This is a genomic window from Pseudomonas sp. MT92, assembly GCF_058792515.1.
Genome location: NZ_JBXAFA010000008.1, coordinates 105,690 through 126,739, shown reverse-complemented (window position 1 = coordinate 126,739; position 21,050 = coordinate 105,690). Strand labels below are relative to the sequence as shown.

23 protein-coding genes are annotated in these 21,050 nt (G+C 60.5%); 15 read left to right on the top strand and 8 right to left on the bottom strand.

All coding sequences use genetic code 11. The annotated features are described in order from the left end of the window. Positions 1 to 9: 9 nt before the first annotated feature. The gene (locus AC1Q6D_RS16590) at positions 10 to 873 is read right to left on the bottom strand and encodes a PHP domain-containing protein (protein WP_103406381.1); all 864 of its coding nucleotides are present in this window, start codon (positions 871 to 873) and stop codon (positions 10 to 12) included. Between the two features lie 87 nt (positions 874 to 960). Here AC1Q6D_RS16590 and AC1Q6D_RS16585 point away from each other — a divergent pair, with 87 nt between their 5' ends. The 6 genes from AC1Q6D_RS16585 (at position 961) to AC1Q6D_RS16560 (ending at position 5,276) form a co-directional block, all read left to right on the top strand. Further along, complete coding sequence (locus tag AC1Q6D_RS16585; RefSeq protein ID WP_103406380.1) at positions 961 to 1,557, top strand: septation protein A; 597 nt, start codon at positions 961 to 963, stop codon at positions 1,555 to 1,557. A 1-nt stretch (position 1,558) separates the two neighbouring features. Then, complete coding sequence (locus AC1Q6D_RS16580) at positions 1,559 to 1,858, top strand: YciI family protein (protein WP_047532085.1); 300 nt, start codon at positions 1,559 to 1,561, stop codon at positions 1,856 to 1,858. A 110-nt stretch (positions 1,859 to 1,968) separates the two neighbouring features. Beyond that, entirely contained in the window at positions 1,969 to 2,382 is a 414-nt protein-coding gene (locus AC1Q6D_RS16575) for an SH3 domain-containing protein (protein WP_090464234.1), read from the top strand. A gap of 7 nt (positions 2,383 to 2,389) precedes the next feature. Next, complete coding sequence (locus tag AC1Q6D_RS16570; RefSeq protein WP_027922300.1) at positions 2,390 to 3,067, top strand: response regulator transcription factor; 678 nt, start codon at positions 2,390 to 2,392, stop codon at positions 3,065 to 3,067. Positions 3,068 to 3,301: 234 nt separating this feature from the next. Next, positions 3,302 to 3,751: a Spy/CpxP family protein refolding chaperone gene (locus AC1Q6D_RS16565; protein WP_103406379.1), complete on the top strand. Its 450-nt coding sequence runs from the start codon at positions 3,302 to 3,304 to the stop codon at positions 3,749 to 3,751. A gap of 181 nt (positions 3,752 to 3,932) precedes the next feature. Beyond that, positions 3,933 to 5,276: a sensor histidine kinase gene (locus tag AC1Q6D_RS16560; RefSeq protein ID WP_103406378.1), complete on the top strand. Its 1,344-nt coding sequence runs from the start codon at positions 3,933 to 3,935 to the stop codon at positions 5,274 to 5,276. 21 nt (positions 5,277 to 5,297) lie between these two features. On the opposite strand, the gene AC1Q6D_RS16555 is transcribed toward AC1Q6D_RS16560, so the two are convergent. Beyond that, entirely contained in the window at positions 5,298 to 5,864 is a 567-nt protein-coding gene (locus tag AC1Q6D_RS16555) for an NAD(P)H nitroreductase (RefSeq protein WP_103406377.1), read from the bottom strand. Between the two features lie 121 nt (positions 5,865 to 5,985). On the opposite strand from AC1Q6D_RS16555, the gene AC1Q6D_RS16550 reads away from it, so the two are divergent. Beyond that, positions 5,986 to 7,440 carry a TrkH family potassium uptake protein gene (locus tag AC1Q6D_RS16550; RefSeq protein WP_103406376.1) on the top strand — a complete coding sequence of 485 codons (1,455 nt, stop codon included), beginning with the start codon at positions 5,986 to 5,988 and terminating at the stop codon, positions 7,438 to 7,440. Here the strand turns inward: AC1Q6D_RS16550 and AC1Q6D_RS16545 are convergent. Then, complete coding sequence (locus AC1Q6D_RS16545; protein ID WP_090464243.1) at positions 7,397 to 8,458, bottom strand: AraC family transcriptional regulator; 1,062 nt, start codon at positions 8,456 to 8,458, stop codon at positions 7,397 to 7,399. The genes AC1Q6D_RS16550 and AC1Q6D_RS16545 overlap by 44 nt on opposite strands. Before the next feature lie 161 nt (positions 8,459 to 8,619). On the opposite strand from AC1Q6D_RS16545, the gene AC1Q6D_RS16540 reads away from it, so the two are divergent. After that, complete coding sequence (locus AC1Q6D_RS16540; RefSeq protein ID WP_047532095.1) at positions 8,620 to 8,931, top strand: Mpo1-like protein; 312 nt, start codon at positions 8,620 to 8,622, stop codon at positions 8,929 to 8,931. Positions 8,932 to 8,949: 18 nt separating this feature from the next. Beyond that, the gene (locus AC1Q6D_RS16535) at positions 8,950 to 9,540 is read left to right on the top strand and encodes an HD domain-containing protein (protein WP_103406375.1); all 591 of its coding nucleotides are present in this window, start codon (positions 8,950 to 8,952) and stop codon (positions 9,538 to 9,540) included. A gap of 92 nt (positions 9,541 to 9,632) precedes the next feature. Here AC1Q6D_RS16535 and AC1Q6D_RS16530 read toward each other — a convergent pair whose 3' ends face one another. Further along, positions 9,633 to 10,448 (bottom strand): UDP-2,3-diacylglucosamine diphosphatase, encoded by an 816-nt coding sequence (locus tag AC1Q6D_RS16530; RefSeq protein ID WP_047532099.1) that lies wholly within the window; start codon positions 10,446 to 10,448, stop codon positions 9,633 to 9,635. 135 nt (positions 10,449 to 10,583) lie between these two features. On the opposite strand from AC1Q6D_RS16530, the gene AC1Q6D_RS16525 reads away from it, so the two are divergent. Together AC1Q6D_RS16525 and AC1Q6D_RS16520 are read left to right on the top strand one after the other, a co-directional pair. Then, a complete protein-coding gene (locus tag AC1Q6D_RS16525; RefSeq protein ID WP_103406374.1) occupies positions 10,584 to 11,345 on the top strand; it encodes a helix-turn-helix transcriptional regulator in 762 nt (253 codons plus the stop codon). Positions 11,346 to 11,418: 73 nt separating this feature from the next. Then, positions 11,419 to 12,312, top strand: a complete 894-nt coding sequence (locus tag AC1Q6D_RS16520) for a DMT family transporter (protein WP_047532102.1) — start codon at positions 11,419 to 11,421, stop codon at positions 12,310 to 12,312. Here the strand turns inward: AC1Q6D_RS16520 and AC1Q6D_RS16515 are convergent. The 4 genes from AC1Q6D_RS16515 to recQ form a co-directional block, all read right to left on the bottom strand. Next, complete coding sequence (locus AC1Q6D_RS16515; RefSeq protein WP_047532104.1) at positions 12,306 to 12,593, bottom strand: Rdx family protein; 288 nt, start codon at positions 12,591 to 12,593, stop codon at positions 12,306 to 12,308. The genes AC1Q6D_RS16520 and AC1Q6D_RS16515 overlap by 7 nt on opposite strands. Before the next feature lie 137 nt (positions 12,594 to 12,730). After that, a complete protein-coding gene (locus AC1Q6D_RS16510; RefSeq protein ID WP_146041527.1) occupies positions 12,731 to 14,044 on the bottom strand; it encodes a type IV pilus assembly protein FimV in 1,314 nt (437 codons plus the stop codon). 126 nt (positions 14,045 to 14,170) lie between these two features. After that, a complete protein-coding gene (locus tag AC1Q6D_RS16505) occupies positions 14,171 to 14,605 on the bottom strand; it encodes a MarR family transcriptional regulator (RefSeq protein WP_103406372.1) in 435 nt (144 codons plus the stop codon). Between the two features lie 119 nt (positions 14,606 to 14,724). Then, positions 14,725 to 16,851, bottom strand: a complete 2,127-nt coding sequence (gene recQ / locus AC1Q6D_RS16500) for a DNA helicase RecQ (protein WP_047532109.1) — start codon at positions 16,849 to 16,851, stop codon at positions 14,725 to 14,727. 387 nt (positions 16,852 to 17,238) lie between these two features. Between recQ and AC1Q6D_RS16495 the strand changes: the two genes are divergently transcribed. The 4 genes from AC1Q6D_RS16495 (at position 17,239) to lapD (ending at position 21,021) form a co-directional block, all read left to right on the top strand. Beyond that, on the top strand, positions 17,239 to 17,826 hold the full coding sequence (locus AC1Q6D_RS16495) for a UPF0149 family protein (protein WP_103406371.1): 588 nt from the start codon (positions 17,239 to 17,241) through the stop codon (positions 17,824 to 17,826). Between the two features lie 10 nt (positions 17,827 to 17,836). Beyond that, the gene (locus tag AC1Q6D_RS16490) at positions 17,837 to 18,232 is read left to right on the top strand and encodes a YbaN family protein (protein ID WP_103406370.1); all 396 of its coding nucleotides are present in this window, start codon (positions 17,837 to 17,839) and stop codon (positions 18,230 to 18,232) included. Positions 18,233 to 18,350: 118 nt separating this feature from the next. Further along, positions 18,351 to 19,058, top strand: coding sequence for a cysteine protease LapG (lapG, locus tag AC1Q6D_RS16485; protein WP_103406369.1), 708 nt, complete (start codon positions 18,351 to 18,353; stop codon positions 19,056 to 19,058). Between the two features lie 22 nt (positions 19,059 to 19,080). Further along, the gene (gene lapD, locus AC1Q6D_RS16480; protein ID WP_103406368.1) at positions 19,081 to 21,021 is read left to right on the top strand and encodes a cyclic di-GMP receptor LapD; all 1,941 of its coding nucleotides are present in this window, start codon (positions 19,081 to 19,083) and stop codon (positions 21,019 to 21,021) included. Positions 21,022 to 21,050 lie beyond the last annotated feature (29 nt).

The following is a 21,050-nucleotide window of genomic DNA, read 5'->3' as shown; positions in this document are numbered from 1 at the left end:
TCTACCTGTTCAGACGGCGGCAATAATTGGGTCATGTTTGAATCGACACCACAGTGGTGGCAGATCCTCCGGGACCGGGCGGTACTCACCGATCTCGGACCAGCCTCCAGGGCCATGAAAATCACTGCCGGCGCTGACCAGCAGACCAAACTCCCGGGCGAGAATGGCCAGGCTGCCCACTTGCTCGGCGGGCTGATGGCCATTGACCACTTCAATTGCGTGGCCCCCTGCTTGAATATAGTCGGCAATCAGGCGGCGACGTTTACTGCGAGTGAAATCGTAATGCCAAGGGTGCGCCAGACTGACCCAGGCGTTGGCTGCGCGCAGCGTTTCAACGGTATCTTCCAGGGTCGGCCAATGTAGCTTGACGTCGCCCAGCTTGCCGGCACCCAGCCATTTGCGGAACGCTTCGGCGCGATCCTTGACGAAACCTTCGCGCACCATCCAGTCGGCAAAGTGCGGGCGGGCCGGCGCGTTGCCGCTGTCACCCAATTCCTGCTGGATCTCCCGTGCGCCTTCCAGCGCGCCCGGCATGCCTTTGAGCGCCAGTTTTCGGCTGATTTCTTCGGATCGCAACCAGCGACCGTCATGCAATTTGGCGATTGCCTCGACCAACGGCGCGGCATTGACGTCGAAACCGTAGCCCAAGACATGAATGGTCGCACCGCCCCAGGTACAGGACAATTCGACACCGTTGACCAGTTGCATCCCCAGCGCGTTCGCTGCGTTGCGGGCCTCGTCGAGGCCCTCGAGGGTATCGTGATCGGTCAAGGCCAGGACTCGCACGCCTTTCTCGAACGCACGCGCAACCAGAACCGCAGGCGCCAGGGCGCCATCGGAGGCCGTGCTATGGCAGTGCAAATCAACATTCACGGGGCTTTGTAACCTCAAATCAGCTGGCGCTATCGCGCGCCCATATGTTTGTTATTATGCCGCCACATCCTGCTTCTGGCTGCCACTGTGAAACAATTCATCGATTTCATCCCCCTCCTGCTGTTTTTCATCGTCTTCAAGATTGATCCAAGGGTCGTCGACATTGCCGGCCACGAGGTCACTGTAGGCGGCATCTACAGCGCCACCGCGATGCTCATCATCAGTTCCCTGGTGGTCTACGGCACGCTGTTCATCAAACAGCGCAAGCTGGAGAAGAGCCAGTGGCTGACCCTGATCGCCTGCCTGGTCTTCGGCAGCCTGACCCTGGCGTTCCACAGCGAGACCTTCCTGAAATGGAAGGCCCCGGTGGTCAACTGGCTGTTCGCCCTCGCGTTCATTGGCAGCCATTTCGTCGGTGAGCAGTTGCTGATCAAACGCATCATGGGCCACGCGCTGACCCTGCCTGACGCCATCTGGACCCGCCTGAACATCGCCTGGATCGTGTTCTTCCTGTTTTGCGGTGCCGCCAATCTCTTTGTCGCGTTCACCTTCCAGAGCTACTGGGTCGACTTCAAGGTCTTCGGCAGCCTGGGCATGACTTTACTGTTCCTGGTCGGTCAAGGTATCTACCTGTCCCGCCACTTGCACGATGCCGATACCACCACGCCAAAAACCGAGGACTGACATGCTTTACGCAATCATTGCCACAGACGTCGCCAACTCCCTGGAAGCTCGCCTGGCCGCCCGGCCAGCGCACCTTGAGCGTCTGCAAGCGCTCAAGGGCGAAGGTCGCATCGTATTGGCCGGCCCGCATCCGGCGGTCGACAGCAATGATCCGGGCGCGGCGGGTTTCACCGGCAGTCTGATCGTCGCCGAATTCGACTCCCTGAGCGCTGCCCAGGCCTGGGCCGACGCCGATCCGTATATCGCCGCAGGCGTCTACGCCAACGTTTCGGTCAAGCCGTTCAAGCAAGTCCTGCCGTAATTCGTCCCCCTCGCGATGAACCTTCTCGGTTCATCGCGCTCTCAATCGCTCATTATTCTCGTTTGCCTGCCGACAACTTCCCAATACTCGTATTGGAATCAGGAGTCGTGATGCGCAAGGGTCCGTTGTGTCTGATGTTGGTCACGTTGTCGATCGTGGCCCCCGCCCACGGTGAAGAAAGCGCCAGTGGCGGTAGTTCGACGCCGTTGTCCCTGAGCGCTGGCAGCCAGATCACTGAGTTGCAACAGCGTCTTAAGGAAAGCGAGCGGCAACGGGAAGAACTGAGCAAACAACTGCAAAATGCCGATGGCGAGCGCGAAAGCCCCGTGCTGGCCCGATTGCGCCAGGAGAACCAGCGCTTGAAGCTGCAGCTCAAGGAGGCCCAGGCCAGTAGCCCGCTGCCGCGTTTGCTGACCGATCAGCAACAATGGTTCGTCATCGGCGCTGGAGTTGCGCTATTGGCCCTGCTCTGCGGTATCTTCGCCAGTGGTGCAAGTCGAAAACGTCGACAATGGCTAAATTGAGTGAGTCATGAGCGAGCTGTTACTTATTGATGATGATCAGGAGTTGTGCGAGCTCCTGAGCAGTTGGCTGAGCCAGGAAGGCTTTCAAGTCCGTGCCTGTCACGATGGCCAGAGCGCCCGTCGTGCACTGGCCGAAACGTCTCCGGCAGCCGTCGTGCTGGATGTGATGTTGCCGGATGGCAGCGGCCTGGAACTGCTCAAGCAACTGCGCAGCGATCACCCGGACTTGCCGGTACTGATGCTTTCGGCCCGCGGTGAACCTTTGGACCGCATCCTCGGCCTGGAACTGGGTGCCGACGACTACCTGGCCAAACCCTGCGACCCGCGGGAACTGACCGCCCGCCTGCGAGCGGTGCTACGCCGCAGCCACCCGGCGGCCGTTTCCAGCCAGCTGGAACTGGGCGATCTGTGCTTCAGCCCGGTGCGCGGCGTAGTCAGCATCGACGAACAGGAATTCACCCTCACCGTCTCCGAAAGCCGCTTGCTGGAAGCCTTGCTCAAGCAGCCCGGCGAGCCACTGGACAAACAGGAACTGGCGCAAATCGCCCTCGGTCGCAAACTGACGCTGTACGACCGCAGCCTGGACATGCACGTCAGCAACCTTCGCAAGAAGATCGGCCCGCACCCCGATGGCCGTCCGCGCATCGTCGCGCTGCGCAGCCGTGGTTACTACTACAGCCTGTAAACCGAGAAAGAGCTGGCCAACTGCAACCTGTGGCGAGGGAGCTTGCGCCCGTTGACTGCGCAGCAGTCCCGCTGTTGGGGCCGCTTCGCAGCCCGGCGCCCCAAATGACGTTATGTCAGCTCGGCGCAAAACCATCTTTACCCAAGCTTTACGCTCCACTGACCGCCGCTGACCTTGATCTCCGTAATCTGTACTCATCCGGAACGTACCGGGAATGAGACAAGGAGATTCACCATGCGCAAGACTCTTATCGCTCTGATGTTCGCCGCCGCCCTGCCGACCGTTGCCATGGCCATGCCTGAAGGCACAGGCCCGATGGGTGGGCCAATGGACGGTTCGCGCCACGGCGGTCAGATGCACGGCATGCACGGCAAAGGCCCGTACAGCAAACTGGACCTGAGCCGCGAACAGCGTGATCAGATCCGCAAGATCATGGGCGAGCAAATGCACGAGCGTCAGCAACTGGTAGACAAGTACCTGGAAAAACTCTCGCCAGCCGACCAGAAAGCCATGAAGGACGAAATGGCCGCCAACCACAAGAAAGCCGAAGCCGACGTCCGCGCGCTGCTTAAACCGGATCAACAGAAGAAATTCGACGAGATCCAGAAGCAACAGGCTGAGCGCCGCGCCGAATGGGCCGAATTCAAGGCCTGGAAAGCGCAACAACCGCAAAAAGCGCAATAATGCGTTAACCCCGGACCCAATGGCTCACCCCATTGGGTCTGCTGCTTTTACTGTAGGAGCGAGCCTGCTCGCGATGGACGTCAACGACAACGCGCGGCAACAGGTAGCACGTGTTGTCTATTCGTTCTTCGCGAGCAGGCTCGCACCTACAGGTGATTCCGTGATTGTTTGAGGATTCTCTGTGCGCTCATTGTTCTGGCGTATTCTGGCCAGCTTCTGGCTGGCGATCGCTTTGGTTGCCGGGCTCTCCATTCTGCTGGGGCACATGCTCAATCAGGACGCGTGGATTCTCAGTCGTCATCCCGGCCTCAACACCCTGGCCGAGGAGTGGACTCAAACCTATGAGACCCAAGGCGAGGACGCCGCCCAGGACATTCTCGAACAACGCAAACGCCAATATCACATCGATGTTCAGGTGCTCAACGAAAGCGGCGACCCGGTGGTGCGCGGCACCTTCCCACGTCGCGCGGCGGCCTTCGAAGCACGCCAGAACAATGATGACCGGCGCCTGCCATGGCGTCGTCTGACCGCGGAATACACCAGCGAAAAAACCGGCGACACCTACCTGCTGATCTATCGTATTCCACACCCGGAACTGGATGCCTGGCACCGCGAAAGCCTGCTCTGGCCGCTGAGTGCACTGGGGATCGCCCTGGTGGTGCTGACTCTGTTCAGCTTGTTCGTGACCCTTTCCATTACCCGTCCGCTCAGCCGTTTGCGCGGCGCGGTGCATGATCTGGGGCAAACCACTTACCAACAAAACAGCCTGGTCAAACTGGCCAACCGCCGCGATGAGTTTGGCGTACTGGCCACTGATTTCAACCGCATGGGTGCACGCCTGCAAAGCCTGATCGGCAGCCAGCGGCAGTTGCTGCGCGATGTGTCCCACGAACTGCGCTCTCCCCTCGCCCGGCTGCGCATTGCCCTGGCCTTGGCCGAACGGGCGTCACCGGAAGAACGGCAAAAGCTCTGGCCGCGCCTGACGCGCGAATGCGACCGACTCGAAGCGCTGATCAGCGAAATTCTGGTACTGGCACGGGTCGATGCCGATAACGCCAGCGCTGAGGAGGTGGATCTCAACGCCTTGCTCGCAACGCTGCAACGGGATGCGCAAATGGCTTCACCGGAACAAAGCGTAACGCTGGAGGCTGAGGCGCAATTGAACCTCAAAGGCTGGCCGACCATGATCGAACGCGCCGTGGACAACCTGCTGCGCAATGCCCAGCGCTTCAATCCGGTGAGCGGGCAACCGATCGAAATGCTGGCATTTCGTCAGGGAGATCGGATCGTGGTGAGCGTGCGCGATCATGGGCCGGGCGTTGACGCCGAACACTTGAATCAACTCGGTGAACCCTTCTACCGCGCGCCGGGGCAGACTGCGGCAGGTCACGGTTTGGGATTGGCCATTGCACGGCGGGCAGCGGAGAGACATGGCGGCAGCCTGGTGCTGGCCAATCACCCGGAAGGCGGGTTTGTTGCCAGTCTGGAACTACCACTCGTCCCAGGCGCAGTGGTCCAACCCTGAACCCACTTTTGATCGAGGTCGTCAGGCTTTACCGGGCCAGGCGCTGACGAACTCGGCCAGATCAACTTTCTCCGCAACGCGCGGTTCTTTCTGCGGCGTGCCAAGGTACAGAAACGCAATCACCTCCTCGCCTTCGGCCAATCCCAACCCCTTGGCCACATGCGGAGAATAGGCCAGATCACCCGTACGCCACACCGCGCCAATGCCCTGCGCATAGGCCGCCAGCAAAATCCCGTGGGCCGCGCAGCCAGCCGCCAGCCGTTGCTCGGACTTGGGATATTTGACGTGATCCTGCAAGCGCGCAATCACCACGACCACCAGCGGTGCCCGCAGCGGACCGTTGCGCGCCTTGTCGATGGCCGCCTCGCTGGCTTCGCCATCCTGCAGCTTCGCGGCTTCGGCCAGCAACTCGCCCATTTGCTCGCGCGCAGCACCTTCGACAGTCAAGAAACGCCACGGCTGCAAGTGACCGTGATCGGGTGCACGCATGGCGGCGGCAAACAGCGCCTCGCGCTGCTCTGGCGTGGGAGCCGGCTCGACCAGGCGTGGGACGGAAACACGGTTGAGCAATACGTCGAGAGCCTGCATCGGCCACCTCCTGAAAAATTGGTGCGGCTATTCTAGCGGTATCTACCGCCGGAGTGCCGGTTTACATGCCCTGCACCGCAGGTAGAATGGCGCCCTTCCCACATTCAGCCGAGCGGACCTCATGGCGTTGCCGACCTTACGGATCATTGGTTTCATCATCGGCATCTTCCTGATAACCCTGGCCATCGCCATGGTCGTGCCCATGGCCACGCTAGTGATCTTCGACCGCACCCATGACCTGCCGTCGTTCCTCTGGGCCAGCATGATCACCTTTGTCGCCGGCCTGGCGCTGGTCATTCCGGGACGACCCGAGCACATTCACCTGCGCCCACGGGACATGTACCTGCTGACCGTCAGCAGTTGGCTGGTGGTGTGCATCTTTGCCGCACTGCCGTTTCTGTTGACCCAGCGCATCAGCTACACCGACTCGTTTTTTGAAAGCATGTCCGGCATCACCGCCACCGGTTCAACGGTACTCAGTGGCCTGGACACCATGTCCCCCGGCATTCTGATGTGGCGCTCGCTGTTGCACTGGATCGGCGGCATCGGCTTTATCGGCATGGCGGTGGCGATTCTGCCACTGCTGCGCATCGGTGGCATGCGGCTGTTTCAGACCGAGTCGTCGGACCGCTCCGAAAAAGTCATGCCCCGCTCGCACATGGTGGCGCGATTGATCGTGGCGGCCTACGTCGGCATCACCATTGTCGGCAGCCTGGCGTTCTGGTGGGCCGGGATGAGTCTGTTCGATGCGATCAACCATGCGATGTCGGCGATTTCCACCGGTGGTTTCTCCACCTCCGACCAGTCCCTGGCCAAATGGACACAACCGGCGGTGCACTGGGTGGCGATCGTCATCATGATTCTCGGCAGCCTGCCGTTCACCCTGTACGTGGCGACCCTGCGCGGCAACCGCCGGGCGCTGATCAAGGATCAACAGGTCCAAGGTTTGCTCGGCATGTTGCTGGTGACCTGGCTGGTGCTTGGCACCTGGTACTGGTGGACCACCAAACTGCATTGGCTGGAAGCGCTGCGGCATGTGGCGCTGAACGTGACGTCGGTGGTGACGACCACCGGTTTCGCACTGGGGGACTACAGCCTCTGGGGCAATTTCTCGCTGATGCTGTTCTTCTATCTGGGCTTTGTCGGCGGCTGTTCCGGCTCGACGGCTGGCGGGATCAAGATTTTCCGCTTCCAGGTGGCCTACATTCTGCTCAAGGCCAACCTTAATCAATTGATTCATCCGCGCGCGGTGATCAAGCAGAAGTACAACGGTCACCGGCTCGATGAAGAGATCGTGCGTTCGATTCTGACCTTTTCGTTTTTCTTCGCCATCACCATCTGCGTGATCGCGCTGTTGCTGTCGCTGCTCGGAGTGGACTGGATGACCGCGCTCACCGGCGCCGCCAGCACCGTGTCCGGTGTCGGCCCCGGCCTGGGTGAAACCATCGGCCCGGCCGGCAACTTCGCTTCGCTGCCCGACGCCGCCAAGTGGATTCTCTCGTTCGGCATGCTCTTGGGCCGACTGGAGATCATTACGGTATTTGTTCTGTGCATTCCAGCGTTCTGGCGTCACTGACCGTCGGTGGCGCTTCCATCAATCGCGCCCGGTATTCGCCGGGCGTGGCATCGAACCAGCGCCGGAAGGCGCGGAAGAAGTTGCTCGGATCGGCGAACCCCAGCAGGTAGGCAATTTCCAGCAGGGTCATGGTCGGTTGCGCCAGATACTGCTCGGCCAATTCGCGCCGGGTGTCGTCGAGCAATGTTTGAAAACTCGTGCCCTCTTCCTGCAAGCGTCGCTGCAACGTACGTTGCGACAGGTGCAGCGTTTGCGCCACGGTGTCGCGCTTGGGTTCGCCCTGTGGCAGCAAACGGCATAGCACCTGCCGCGCCTTGTGGGTCACGCGCCCCTCGGAAAACCGTGCCAGGTATTCGCCGGCAAAGCGGTCATGCAGCAACGCCATGGCCTCGTTGGCCGTCGGCAATGGCGCTTCCATGTCCGAACGCTCGAAAATCAGCGCATCGTAAGGTGCGTTGAACACCAGCGGCGCATGGAAAGCCTGTTTATAAGGTTCGAGATTGGCCGGTTGATCGCCCTGGACCAGCACCTTGCGCGGGTGCAGCGTGCGACCGGTCAGCCAGCCGCACAGCGCCAGGGCGCAGGCCAGTGAGGCTTCGGCGCTTTGACGAGTGGGCGGCAAATGATCGCCGTGAACCGTCAGAATCAGCGCATACCCCTCATCCAGCAGGCGGAAACTCAGGTCCGCGCTTTCAGCAATAATCCGCTGGTAACGCACCAGTCGCTTGAAACCTTCGGCCAGGGTCTGGCTGGACATCAAGGCGTAGCCGGTCACATGGAACTGCGCGGGTCGTACCACCTTGCCCATGTTCAGGCCAATCGCCGGGTTGCCGGACAGCTCAACCGCGCGTTGCCAGAGTCGTGTCATGGAGTCCTGCGGGAAGCGCGCATCCGGATCATCCAATGCCGCATAGTCAAGCCCCAGCTGTTTGAACAGAACCCGGCAATCCAGGCCGTCCATTTCCAGTGCTTTGACAATCCCCATCGCCCAGCTTGCAGAAGTCGTTCGTTCGCTCATGTCGGGTTCTTACATGATGAGCCGCACTGTCACGGCCAATTTCCGAAGGATACTAAAGTGGCGCCTATTGTCACTGGCCGATGCCATTGATCACTCTAGACTCAAATAAGCTACCCGCAGAACAACTTGCAGTCAGAACAATAACCCCAGAGATCGCGGTCGTGGAAAACGTCAAACGATTCAACAGCTTCGCTGAGTTTTACCCGTATTACCTCAGCGAGCACAGCGACAGCACTTGCCGACGAATGCACTTCATCGGCACGACGTTGGTCATTTTCATTCTGGCGCTGACCATTGGTCGGGGCACCTGGATGCTGTTGTGGGCTTTGCCGGTGGCCGGTTACAGCTTCGCCTGGGTCGGACATTTCTTCTTCGAAAGGAATCGCCCTGCAACTTTCCAACATCCCTTCTATAGCCTGCTCGGCGATTTCGTCATGTATCGCGACATGATTCTGGGCCGCGTGCCGTTCTAGAACACAGGAGGATTGCCGATGAATGCAAACGCCCGTTTCACCCACATGAAGGACGGCACCCAGGAAGACTGGGCGATCATTGCTGCGGACTTCAGTGCCTACGCCCGTCAACTGCCGGTACGAATCGCGGCGCACCTGAAGTTGTTGGAGGGTGATTTTGGTGGCTTTCCAGTGGACCGCCTGACCCACTCCCTGCAAACCGCCACCCGCGCCTGGCGCGACGGCCGCGATGAAGAGTACGTGGTCTGCGCCCTGCTCCACGACATCGGCGACACCCTTGGCTCCTACAACCACCCGGACATCGCAGCCGCCATCCTCAAGCCGTTCGTCAGCGCCGAAAATTTGTGGATGGTGGAAAAACACGGGATTTTCCAGGGCTACTACTTTTTCCATCACCTGGGCATGGACCGACACCTGCGCGAGCAATTCAGCGATCACCCGCAGTACCTGGCAACCATCGAATTCTGCGCCAGGTACGACGCGGCGGCGTTTGATCCGGCATATGACACCCTGCCGCTGAGCTTCTTTGAACCGATGATGGCGCGACTGTTTGCGCAGCCGAAGCACTCGATCTACAAGGCGGCGATGGAAGAATACTCACCCGCCTGACAGGCCACAGGGGACCGCGTTCTTTCAGGAAAAACGATCAAATGGTGGGAGCGAGCCTGCTCGCGATGAGGCCACTGCAATCAGCGCAATGTTCAAGCCGGCTCGGCGACTTTCAAAGCCTTCAACTGCGCCTCCCGCGCCTGGGCATCAGCCAGGCGATACAATTCGATCGTGCCATCCCAATGCTCGATCAGCGCCGTGCACGACTCCACCCAGTCCCCGCAATTGAGGTAATCCACCTCGCCGACCTTGCGAATCTCGGCATGGTGAATGTGCCCGCACACCACGCCATGCAGCTCGCGTTTGACACACTCATGGGCGATGGCTTCTTCAAAATCGCTGATGAAGCTGACGGCGGTTTTCACCTTGTGCTTGAGGTACGCCGACAGCGACCAGTAGCCATAGCCATACCGGGCACGCCAATGGTTGAGCCAACGATTGAGGGTCAGGGTGAATTCGTAGGCCGAGTCGCCGAGAAAGGCCAGCCAGCGGTGATAGCGAGTGATCACGTCAAACTGGTCCCCGTGGATCACCAACAAATGCCTGCCGTCAGCGGTCACGTGCACCGCTTCGTCCACCAACTGGATATTGCCCAGAATCAGCTTCGAATAGCGGCGCAGGAATTCGTCATGGTTGCCGGTGACGTAGATCACCTCGGTACCGCGCTTGGCCATGGTCAGCAAGCGCCGGATCACGTTGGTGTGCGCCTGCGGCCAGTACATGCCGCCGCGCAGTTTCCAGCCGTCAATGATATCGCCCACCAGATAGATCTTGTCTGCGTGGTAACCCTTGAGAAACTGCGACAGATGCTCGGCCTGGCAATCGCGCGTGCCCAAATGCACGTCGGAAATCCATAGGGTCCTCACACGTTGCTTACGGCTGGGTTTGGCGAGCTCGGCGCTGGTCATGGACAACCCTCAGGACTGGTTTTCGCCAGCTTGCGCCGGGTGGATTAATAGCCCATGACAGCGGCAAGTCAGTCTTGTGACAACGCGAACGAGCCGCCTCGGTGTAAACTGCCGCCCAGTCCCCGGAGCCCTGCGATGAGACCGATCCTCACCCTTCGTCAGTACAGCCACGACCTGATCATCCACAGCCATGAGCACGCACAATTGGTGTTCGGGCTGTCGGGCGCGCTGGATTTCGAGATCGACGGGCGTGGCAGCCAGGTGGTTCAGCAGAGTTTCGCCGTAGTGCCATCCGGCGCGCACCATGCGTGCGGCAGCGCCAATGGCAGCCGTTGCCTGGTACTGGACGTGCCCGGTGATCAATGGGTCTCTCAGTCCCTGGGCGATCATGCCGAATCCAGCCGACGCTTGCTCGACAACGCTGGACGGCTGTCGCTGGATGCCGGGCAAAGCCAACTGGTCGCCTGGCTGGCCAACAGCCCGGTCGAGGATCCGCTGATTGCGCAACAGGGTGCGGTGCTGTTGCTGGCCAGTCTGAACAACGCAAGACCTGACAGCGTCAGTACTCGGCGCCTGCCCTACGCTGCATTGAATGCGCACATTGACCAATACGCCGCCTACCCGCTGCAAGTCGCCGATCTGGCACGCGTGGCCGGCCTCTCCAGTGCCCGTCTGCATGCCCGGTTCGTTGCCGAATGCGGGCAGACGCCGATGGATTACATCCGCAGTCGCCGCCTGCATAAGGCCGTTACCTTGTTGCGCGAATCGATGCTGCCCATAGGCGAGATTGCCTGTCGCGTCGGTTACAGCTCCCAGAGTGCATTCGCCGCCGCGGTGCTGCGCGAGTTCGGCACATCACCGGGCAAACTGCGACGCGAGGCTGGCGACAAACAGTGAGAGTCTGACGACAGACACGACGGTAGCGGCTGCGGTTAAATGGTCCGGCTCACGATGTTTATCAAGGACTGCAATGACTCCCCGTACCGCCCTTGGCGCCCTGCATATCGGCGCACTGATGTTTGGCCTGACCGGCGTATTCGGAAAACTCGCCGCAGCCTCACCGGCCATCATCGTTTTCGGCCGCGCGGCATTCGCAGTGCTGGCGCTGGCATTTTTTGCACGATTCGCCCGCCAGAGCCGCTGGCAAACACTTGAAGCCGTGGACTGGCGTCGACTGTTGCTCAGCGGCCTGTTGCTGGCCGGGCACTGGGTAAGTTTCTTCATTGCGGTGAAAGTGGCTGGCGTGGCGATCGCAACGCTCGGCTTTGCCAGTTTCCCGGCCTTTACCGTCATCCTCGAAGGCCTGATTTTCCGCGAACGCATTCGCGCCAATGAGATCCTGTTGGTCGTACTGGTCAGCGTCGGGTTGGTGCTGGTGACGCCAGCGTTCGATCTGGCCAGCGGCGCTACCACGGGCCTGCTCTGGGCCGTGGCATCCGGTTTGTTGTTCGCCCTGCTGTCGCTGACCAACCGCGTCAGTTCCGGCCGCATTCCGCCGGTGCAGGCAGCGCTGTATCAGAACGTTGTGGTCGCCCTGTGCCTGTTGCCGATGGCGGCGCCGCAATTGAGCGAGGTGCGTGCTATCGACTGGCTGTGGATCAGCCTGCTCGGGGTGTTCTGCACCGGCGTTGCCCATAGCCTGTTCGTCGCCAGCCTCGCCGTGATCAAGGCCCGGACCGCCGCCGTGGTCTTCGCCCTGGAGCCGGTTTACGGCATCACCGTGGCCTGGCTGTTATTCGATGAAAACCCGACCCTGCGCATGTTGCTGGGCGGTGCGTTGATCATCGTCGCGATTGTGGTGTCCAGCAGGCTTGCGAACGGTTCGAGCAAGAAAGCCGTCGCCGCCGAGGCCGCCTCTCACTGAGTGCGATCGTTGTGTCCGAGATCCCGGTCCGGATCGATTTGATCGCGGACCCGCTGCTTCAGAATCTTGGCCTCGGGAAACCCACCGTCAACCTTGCGCTCCCAGATTTGCACCTCGTCGCAGGAAATGTGAAAGACGCCACCCGTGCCGGGTACCAGGGACACTTTACCCAGATCGTCGCCGAACGTGCTGAGCAGCTCCTGGGCCAGCCACGCAGCGCGCAACAACCACTGGCATTGGGTGCAATAAGTGATGACGATTTCCGGTTTGCTCGCGGCCATGAAAGACAGGTTCCCTGAGGCATAAAGACTGACGCTTGAATGCGCTCCAGCTTACAACACATCACATATGTGGCGAGGGAGCTTGCTCCCTCGCCACATATAGTTCCCTACACCCAAGGTTATCGGGTGACGGCAAATTAACTGCGGGCCGCCTGTTTCGGCGGTTCAAGGTCCGGCGATGGAACCGGCTCTGCGAACTCGACGAGAAAGCTGCCGTCCATCGATCGGGAAACGGGTTCGAGTTCCCATTCAATGTCGGGCTGCGGCAACGTAGAGGCACTCGATGGCGATGCGGTGGCGTCGATCAAGCCCCGACTCGCCCCCATCGACAGGTCATCCAGGTTCAACTGGAACTCGTTGCCAGACGCTGCCGCCACGGGCACTGCGGCTGATGCGACAGGGCTCAACCCGGGATGACGTGCACGGATTTCCAGAAATTCCTGTGGGGCAAACCCGGAACTGCGCAGGCTGGCCTGTTGCGCGTCATGGGCCGCGATTTCACCTTGCTTACCCAGAGCGTCCTGCCATGGTTCCAGCGATCGGTTCAGTACCGGCTCTTGCTTGGCCGCAGGTTCGGGGGCGGTCTGTAATGGCTGGCGGCGACGCCGAACGAACCATCCCAGCAGCCCCAACACCACCAGCGCCGGCAGCCCGAATATCAGCGACAAATCCCTCCCGGGCTCTGCCGCAACGACAGGCGTCGGCGTCACCACCGCAGGCTCATCCTGCTCTGCTGCCGACAGCTGAACTTCTGCCAACCGGGTTTGCAACTCGGCTACCTGCTTTTTCCCAGCGGCGATCTGTTCGCCCTGTGCCAGGAGCTTCGCCTTGAGCTCGTCAACGCTTGCCTGCAACTGCTGGTTTCGCAGCACGCTGGCGGCCAATTGTTCATCAAGCGGATCAATCACTGAGGCGGCGGCAGGCTTGGGCGGCTCCTTGCGCGCAGGAAGTTGCGCGGTGGCAGGCTGGACACTCGGAAATTCGGAAGAGGGTCGGCCGATCAGCGGTTCATCCGTTGCCGGCACAATATTGGGTGACCCTGGAGGGTCGATCAGCACCGTGTACTCTCGCAGCAACCGGCCGCTGGGCTGATTGAGCTGTACGAGGAAATTCAGGAAGGGTTCATTGACCGGTTTGTTAGATGTCACCTGGATCAGGCGACGGTTGCCCCGCAGGACAGCGGTGAACTTCAGGTTATCAAGGAAGAGCACCCGCTCGACACCGGCCCGGCTGAATTCGTCCGCTGTCGCCAGGCTGGCCGACAGTTCGCCCTCCTCCAGGCCTGCGGCATCCATCAGCGCAATGTCGGCTCGCAGCGGCTGATTCAATGCCGAGTGAACGGTCATTTCACCGAGCCCCAGCGCTGACGCCAATGCCGAGTAAGTGACAACGGCACCGACCAGCAACAATCGGGTGCAACAGCGTACAACGAAAAGCCGACTCTCAAGCATGAGCATCCCTTAGTAACCAGAACCAACCTGCACGTGTTCGCACATCCGGTACGAACACGATATCGCGCAGTAGTTCTTATAGTCTGCTCAATGCGGCCTCTCACCAGTCTGGCGCGGGGTTATGCCTCAAGATTTTTCAAGGTTGCCAAGTATGTGCCCATGAACCCGCATGCACACCGCCAAATCCGCCTCATCCACGCCTTCGAACAGCTCGTGGCGCAGTTGCGTGGCAATGGTTTCAATTTGTTCGATCAGGGGGAGCGCCGGGGCGCAGAGGACGATCTTCTTTGCTCGACGGTCTTCCAGCACCGCTTGACGCTGCACCAGGCCCTGGCTTTCCAGGCTATCGAGCAGGCGGGCCAGGGTGGGTCCTTCCACGCCGACGCTTTGCGCCAGTTCACGTTGTGTCGGGGCATCGTCGAAACGCGCCAGGTGCAGCAGCACCAGCCAACGCGCCTGGGACAGTCCGAGCCCGGCCAGTCGGCGGTCGAGTTCGGCACGCCAGCCGCGTGACATCTGGGCCAATTGCATGCCAAAGCGGTGTTGATCGGTTAACGGCATAAAACACTCATGATTAGACTGAAATAGAGAAAACCTAATAATTAGTCAGCTAAGCATGAGCCTTGCCCTGAGGCAAGGCTTGATCTGTACTGAATCGTTACATCTGCACGACAGATCACTCAAATCTCGAATTCGGACTGCAATGCAGCCCGTACACAGTACAAAACACCTTCCGGCACCCGGCCTGCAAACAGCGCGGAAATCTCCGACACTGGCGGTAACTCGCCTTCGCCGTCGAGGAACGCATCCTGAACTTCGCCCATCAAGTCCTCGGGCAAATCCAGTGCCTGTTCGAGCGACAGCTGCTGCTTGCCAATGGCCTCGGCCAGCATGGTGTAGACGTTCTTTTCCGAGCATTGCAGCTGACCGGCAATCTGCAGCGGCGTCATGCCGGCGCGCGCCAGGGTGATCAATTCGTGGCGCACATCGGCCACCACCTTCGGTGCCTCGACCTGGCCGCCGAGTACTTCGAGGAAGGCCTCGCCATAACGTTCCAGCTTGCGCGCGCCGACGCCACTGACCGTGGCCATTTCCGCCAGGGAAGTGGGCTGGCTGCGGAGCATTTCCAGCAAGGTGGAATCCGGGAAGATGACGTAAGGCGGCACACCGTGTTCTTCGGCGAGTTTGCGTCGCAGGGCACGCAAGGCTTCCCACTGTTCGCGTTCTTCGCCGCGCACCAGTTGGCTCGCCTGGCTCTTGCTGCTTTTGGTCGTGGTTTGCGCCTTGAGGTCGCGGCGCAGCTCCAGGGTCACTTCACCCTTGAGCAGCGGCCGACAGCTGTCACTCAGGCGCAAGCCGCCGTAACCTTCCAGGTCGATATCCGCCAGCCCCCGGGCAACCAGTTGTCGGAACAACGAGCGCCATTCGCCTTCGGCCATCGCTTTGCCGACACCGTAAACCGACAGATGCTGATGACCGAAACTGCGGACTTTTTCGTTGTCCTTGCCCAGCAATACATCCACCAAATGCCCGACACCGTAGCGCTGGCCGGTGCGGTAGATCGCCGAAAGCGCCTGACGGGCGGGCTCGGTGGCGTCCCAGGTCTGCACGCCGTCGACACAGTTGTCGCAGTGACCACAGGGCTCGGGCATGTCCTCGTCGAAATAGGCCAGCAGGGTCTGGCGGCGGCAGCGGGTTTCTTCGCACAACGAGAGCATGGCGTCGAGCTTGTGCTGCTCCAGGCGCTTGTGGCGTTCGTCGCCTTCGGAGTTCTGCAGCATCTGCTTGAGCATCACCACGTCTTGCAGGCCGTAGGCCATCCAGGCGTCTGCCGGCAGGCCGTCACGCCCGCCGCGACCGGTTTCCTGATAGTAGGCCTCAAGGGATTTCGGCAGATCGAGGTGTGCGACAAAACGTACGTTGGGTTTGTCGATGCCCATGCCGAACGCCACAGTGGCGACCATGATCAGGCCTTCCTCGTTGAGGAAGCGCTTCTGGTGGTAGGCGCGCAAATCGTTGGGCAACCCGGCGTGGTAGGGCAGCGCCGGGAAGCCTTGCTCACTGAGGAATGCCGCCACCTCCTCGACCTTTTTGCGCGACAGGCAATACACAATGCCGGCATCGCTGCGCCGTTCGGCGAGAAACGCCAGCAACTGCTTGCGCGGCTGCTCCTTGGGCACGATGCGATAAAAGATGTTCGGTCGATCGAAGCTCGACAGGAAGCGCTCGGCGTTCTGCAAGTGCAGGCGAGTGACAATCTCTTCCCGGGTGCGTTTGTCGGCGGTGGCGGTCAGGGCGATGCGTGGCACATCGGGGAACATTTCCGCCAACTGGCCCAGTTGCAGGTACTCCGGACGGAAATCATGGCCCCATTGCGACACGCAGTGTGCTTCGTCTATGGCGAACAGAGCGATGTTCAACCCTTGCAGGAACGCCAGCATGCGTGGCTGGACCAGCCGTTCCGGCGCGAGATAGAGCATTTTCACTTCGCCGCGCTTGATGCGGGCCGCCAGGTCGCGCTGTTGCTCGGCGCTGAGGGTGGAGTTCAACGCGGCGGCGGCCACGCCCAGTTCTTCGAGGGTCGCGACCTGATCGTCCATCAAGGCAATCAGCGGCGACACCACGACGGCCAGGCCATCGCGCAACAGCGCCGGTACCTGGAAGCACAAGGATTTGCCGCCACCGGTAGGCATCAGAACCAGGGCATCGCCGCCGCTGGCCACGCGCTCAATGATTGCACCCTGACGGCCACGGAAACTGTCGTAGCCGAAGATGTCCTTGAGGACGCGTTGAGCCTGTTCGAGCATAAAAACTCCAAAAATCACCGAAACATCCCTGCAAGGCTGGTTCAGAAGCGCCAGCACCACACTGACAAATCGTAAGTGCGCGTTGCATGTCGCTTCACATTTCAGCCGGGACGCCAGCAGGGCATCACAAAACGCGCGAGTATACCCGAGCACTGTCCGGCACAGGGCGCCGCTGATAAGACACTCCAACAACACCGTACAAATCCTGTGGGAGTGAGCTTACTCGCGATGGCGGCGGATCAGGCAGCGACGATGTTGGATGCGACGACCTCATCGCGAGCAAGCTCACACACAGGGAATGCAGTGCAAATATGCCGCGCGGCTGGCCTGAGCGCTCAAGAAGGCCTAGAATTCCCGCATCTGTTAATTCCCCAAGGTAGTCCTTTAATGTCCTTCGCTGAGCAACTAACCCGCCTGCAAGTCTTCCTCGACGCCGATGAACTGCATGACGAGGCGCTGGACTACGTGGCCGCCCACGGCTACCTCACCGCGCTGTCGATCTGTTCCGAAGTCGTACCGGATCGTGAGTGGATCGACGCGCTCTTCGCCGAAGAGCCGCATTACGCCGACGACACCGAGCGCGAAGCGATCGAATCCACGTTGCTGGCCCTCAAGGCGCACATCGCCCGTCAACTGGCCTCTGATGAAGAGTTCGAGTTGCCCTGCGACCTGGACCTGGGCGATGACCCGGACGATTCAGAACTGCGCGGCTGGTGCATCGGTTTCATGGAAGGCGTGTTCCTGCGCGAAGAAGCCTGGTTCGAAACCGCCGAAGATGAAGTCAGCGAAATGTTGCTGCCGATCATGGTCGGTTCGGGCCTGTTCGACGAGCAACCGGAGTTCTCCGACATCGCCGCCGACGCCAACCTGATGGACGACATGATCGTACAGATCCCGGAAGCCCTGACCGCGCTGTACCTGCTGTGCAACGCGCCAGACGAAAAACCGGCGATCCTCAAGCCACGTCACCACTAAGGTCCTGCCTATGGACGCCCCCATAGGCAACCGCCCCCTGATGTTGCGTTACGTGTTGCTGGCCATCGGCTGGCTCAGCGTAGCGCTGGGGGTGATCGGGATTTTCCTGCCGGTATTGCCCACCACGCCCTTCCTGCTGCTGGCGGCCGCCTGTTTCGCCCGCAGTTCGCCGCGCTTTTATCGATGGCTGGTGGAGCATCGGCACCTTGGGCCCTGGATTCGCGACTACCTCGACGGCAACGGCATTCCGCTCAAGGGCAAGGTCTACGCCATCGGCCTGATGTGGGCGAGCATCCTGTTCTCCTGCTATCTCGTGCCCCTGCCTTGGGCTCGCGGCTTTATGCTGACCAGCGCGGTGCTGGTGACGATCTATATCCTTCGCCAGAAAACCCTGCACAAATCCTGAACGTCTGTGGCGCCTTCGCCATGCAGGCCGTCCTGCGTGACACCTTCATCCGACGACCTGCCCCTCTTCGCGGCAAACACCACCTAGACTTCAACACTCAACACACGAGCAGCCGGACATGTCCCGCAGCCAGCGAAGTCCAGGATGGCCAACGTTCCGACTTCGGATCGGCGGGCGACTGCTATTGGCCGCTTTTCTGCTGATCGGCCTGACCAGCGCCTCGGCCTATTGGGATTTTGCACAGATTCTTGAAAGCGTCGGACAGCGTTACGGCCCCCTCGGCCTTGAAGAGAGACGTATCGTGGCCTGGAGTCAAATGCTCCAGGGCGAACGCAACGCGCCTGAGGGCGAACAACTCAATGCGGTCAATCGCTTCTTCAATCAACAACTGAATTTTCAGGACGATAGCCGCGTCTGGCATCAGGCCGACTACTGGGCCACGCCCGCCGAATCCCTGATCAAGGGCGCCGCGGACTGCGAAGACTACGCACTGGCGAAATATTTCAGCCTGCGCCAACTCGGCATTCCCAGCGAAAAACTGCGCATCACTTACGTCAAGGCGCTGACCCGGAACCAGGCGCATATGGTGCTGACCTTCTACAGCAGCCCTGCCGCCGACCCGCTGGTGCTGGATAACCTGATCGGTGACATCCGCCCCGCCTCCCAACGCAAAGACTTGTTGCCGGTGTATGCCTTCAATGCCGAAGGCCTCTACCTACCCGGTGCCAAGGGCGGCAATCGCAGCAGCGACTCGAAAAAACTGTCGCGCTGGCAAGACGTCCTGAAAAAGATGCAGGCCGAGGGGTTCTCCGTGGGCAACGGTTAACGGCCACAGCAAGGAGCGTTCGATGAAACTGCGCAACCAATTGTTTCTCGCTATCTGCCTGTTCCTGCTGGTGGCGTTCAGTGGCAGTTTCTTTGTCAGCCTGGAAAGCTCCCGCGAACAGATGCTCGGTCAACTGCGCTCCCATGCCCAGGACGCCGCCACTGCATTGGGCTTGTCGCTGACGGCACAGATCGATGATCCGGCCATGATGGAGCTGATGGTCAGTTCAATTTTCGACAGTGGCTACTTCAACAGCATTCGCATTATCGATGTCGAGAATCAGCAGGTACTGGTAGAGCGTAACGTTGCCGGGCGTATCGAGGGCGTACCGGGGTGGTTCGTCAGCCTGGTGAACCTGCGTATCGAGGGGGGCGACGCGCTGATCATGCGCGGCTGGGAGCAAGCGGCCCGCGTGGAAGTGCTGAGCAACCCGCAATTCGCCCTGGCCAAACTCTGGGACAGCACCCTTGGCAGCCTGATCTGGCTGCTGGTATGCGGATTGCTCAGTGCCGTCTTCGGTGGCTGGTTGCTGCGTCGGCAATTTCGCCCGCTGGACGCCTTGGTCAAACAGGCCGAAGCCATCAGCAAGCATGAGTTCCTGACCCTGCCGAAAGTGCCACGCACACCGGAATTGAAACGGGTCGTGCTGGCAATGAACCAGATGGTCGAGAAACTCAAAGCGTTATTCGCCGAAGAAGCCGAACGCAGTGAAAAACTGCGCAGCGAGTCCTATCAGGACAGCCTGACCGGGTTGGCCAACCGTCGCTTGCTGGATGAGCAACTGGCCGATTACTTACTGGTCGATGAACAAAACAGCGACGGCCATTTGCTGATGCTGCAGATCAACGATCTGGTGGGACTCAATCAACGTTTTGGCGGGCAACGCACCGATGCGTTGATCAGCGCGACGGGCGAATTGCTCAAGCGCTTGACTCAACTGCCCGAACGGCGGGCCTGGCTGGCGGCACGCAACCGTGGCGGCGAATTCAGTCTGCTGATGCCGGGACTGAACACCGAGGGCGCCGAGCGACTGGCCGCCGAGATTAGCGCCCCCTTGGAAAACCTGCGCCTGACCGGCGCCAGCGATTGCACGCCCGTCGCCCATTTGGGCATTGTCGCCTATCACCCCGGTGAGCCGGCCAGCGACGTGCTACTGCGCCTGGACCATGCACTGACTCAAGCCCGGCAACGCTCCGACCGCCCCTGGATGCTGCTGGGGCACCACGAGACCCTACCGAATCAGCCTCAACATGACTGGCGTGCCTGGCTCGATGACGCCCTGACCCAAGGCAAATTGCAGCTGTATTTTCAGCCGGTGGTGCAATGCGCTGACACCCGTCAGGTGCTGCACCACAAAGTCCTCGCGCGCCTGATCGACCCGCAGGGCGAAGCGATTGTCGCCGGACATTTCCTGCCGTGGATCGAGCGTCTGGGCTGGTCGGCACGCTTCGATCTGGCGATGCTCGACGCCACCCTCGAATACCTCGCCGCCAACCGCTGGCCACTGGCGCTGAGCTTGTCCGGCAGCACCCTGCGCGACCGGGCGCAGCTGCGACTGATCCTCGACATGCTTGAATCGCTACCGGATCTGGCACCGCTGCTGACCCTGGAAATCGACGAATGCCAACTGCCGCCCGCGGACGAGTTGCAACGGCTGAGTCACAGTGTGCTCAACACCGGTTATCGCATCGGCTTGCAGCATTTTGGCGGCAGCTTCAGCCAGATCGGCAATCTGACGCAACTGGGTCTGGCTTACTTGAAAATCGATGGAGCCTACATCAGGCACATCGATGAGCAACGAGATAAACGGCTGTTCATCGAGGCGATCTTCAGGGCCACCAACAGCATTGACCTGCCGTTGATTGCAGAAATGGTCGAGACTCAGGGTGAGCTGGAAACGATCAAGGAACTGGGGGTGTTTGGGGTAATGGGAAGATTGATTGGCGCGCCTGAACCGAAGTGAAGCCAGCAGATCAACAGATCGCAGCCTTT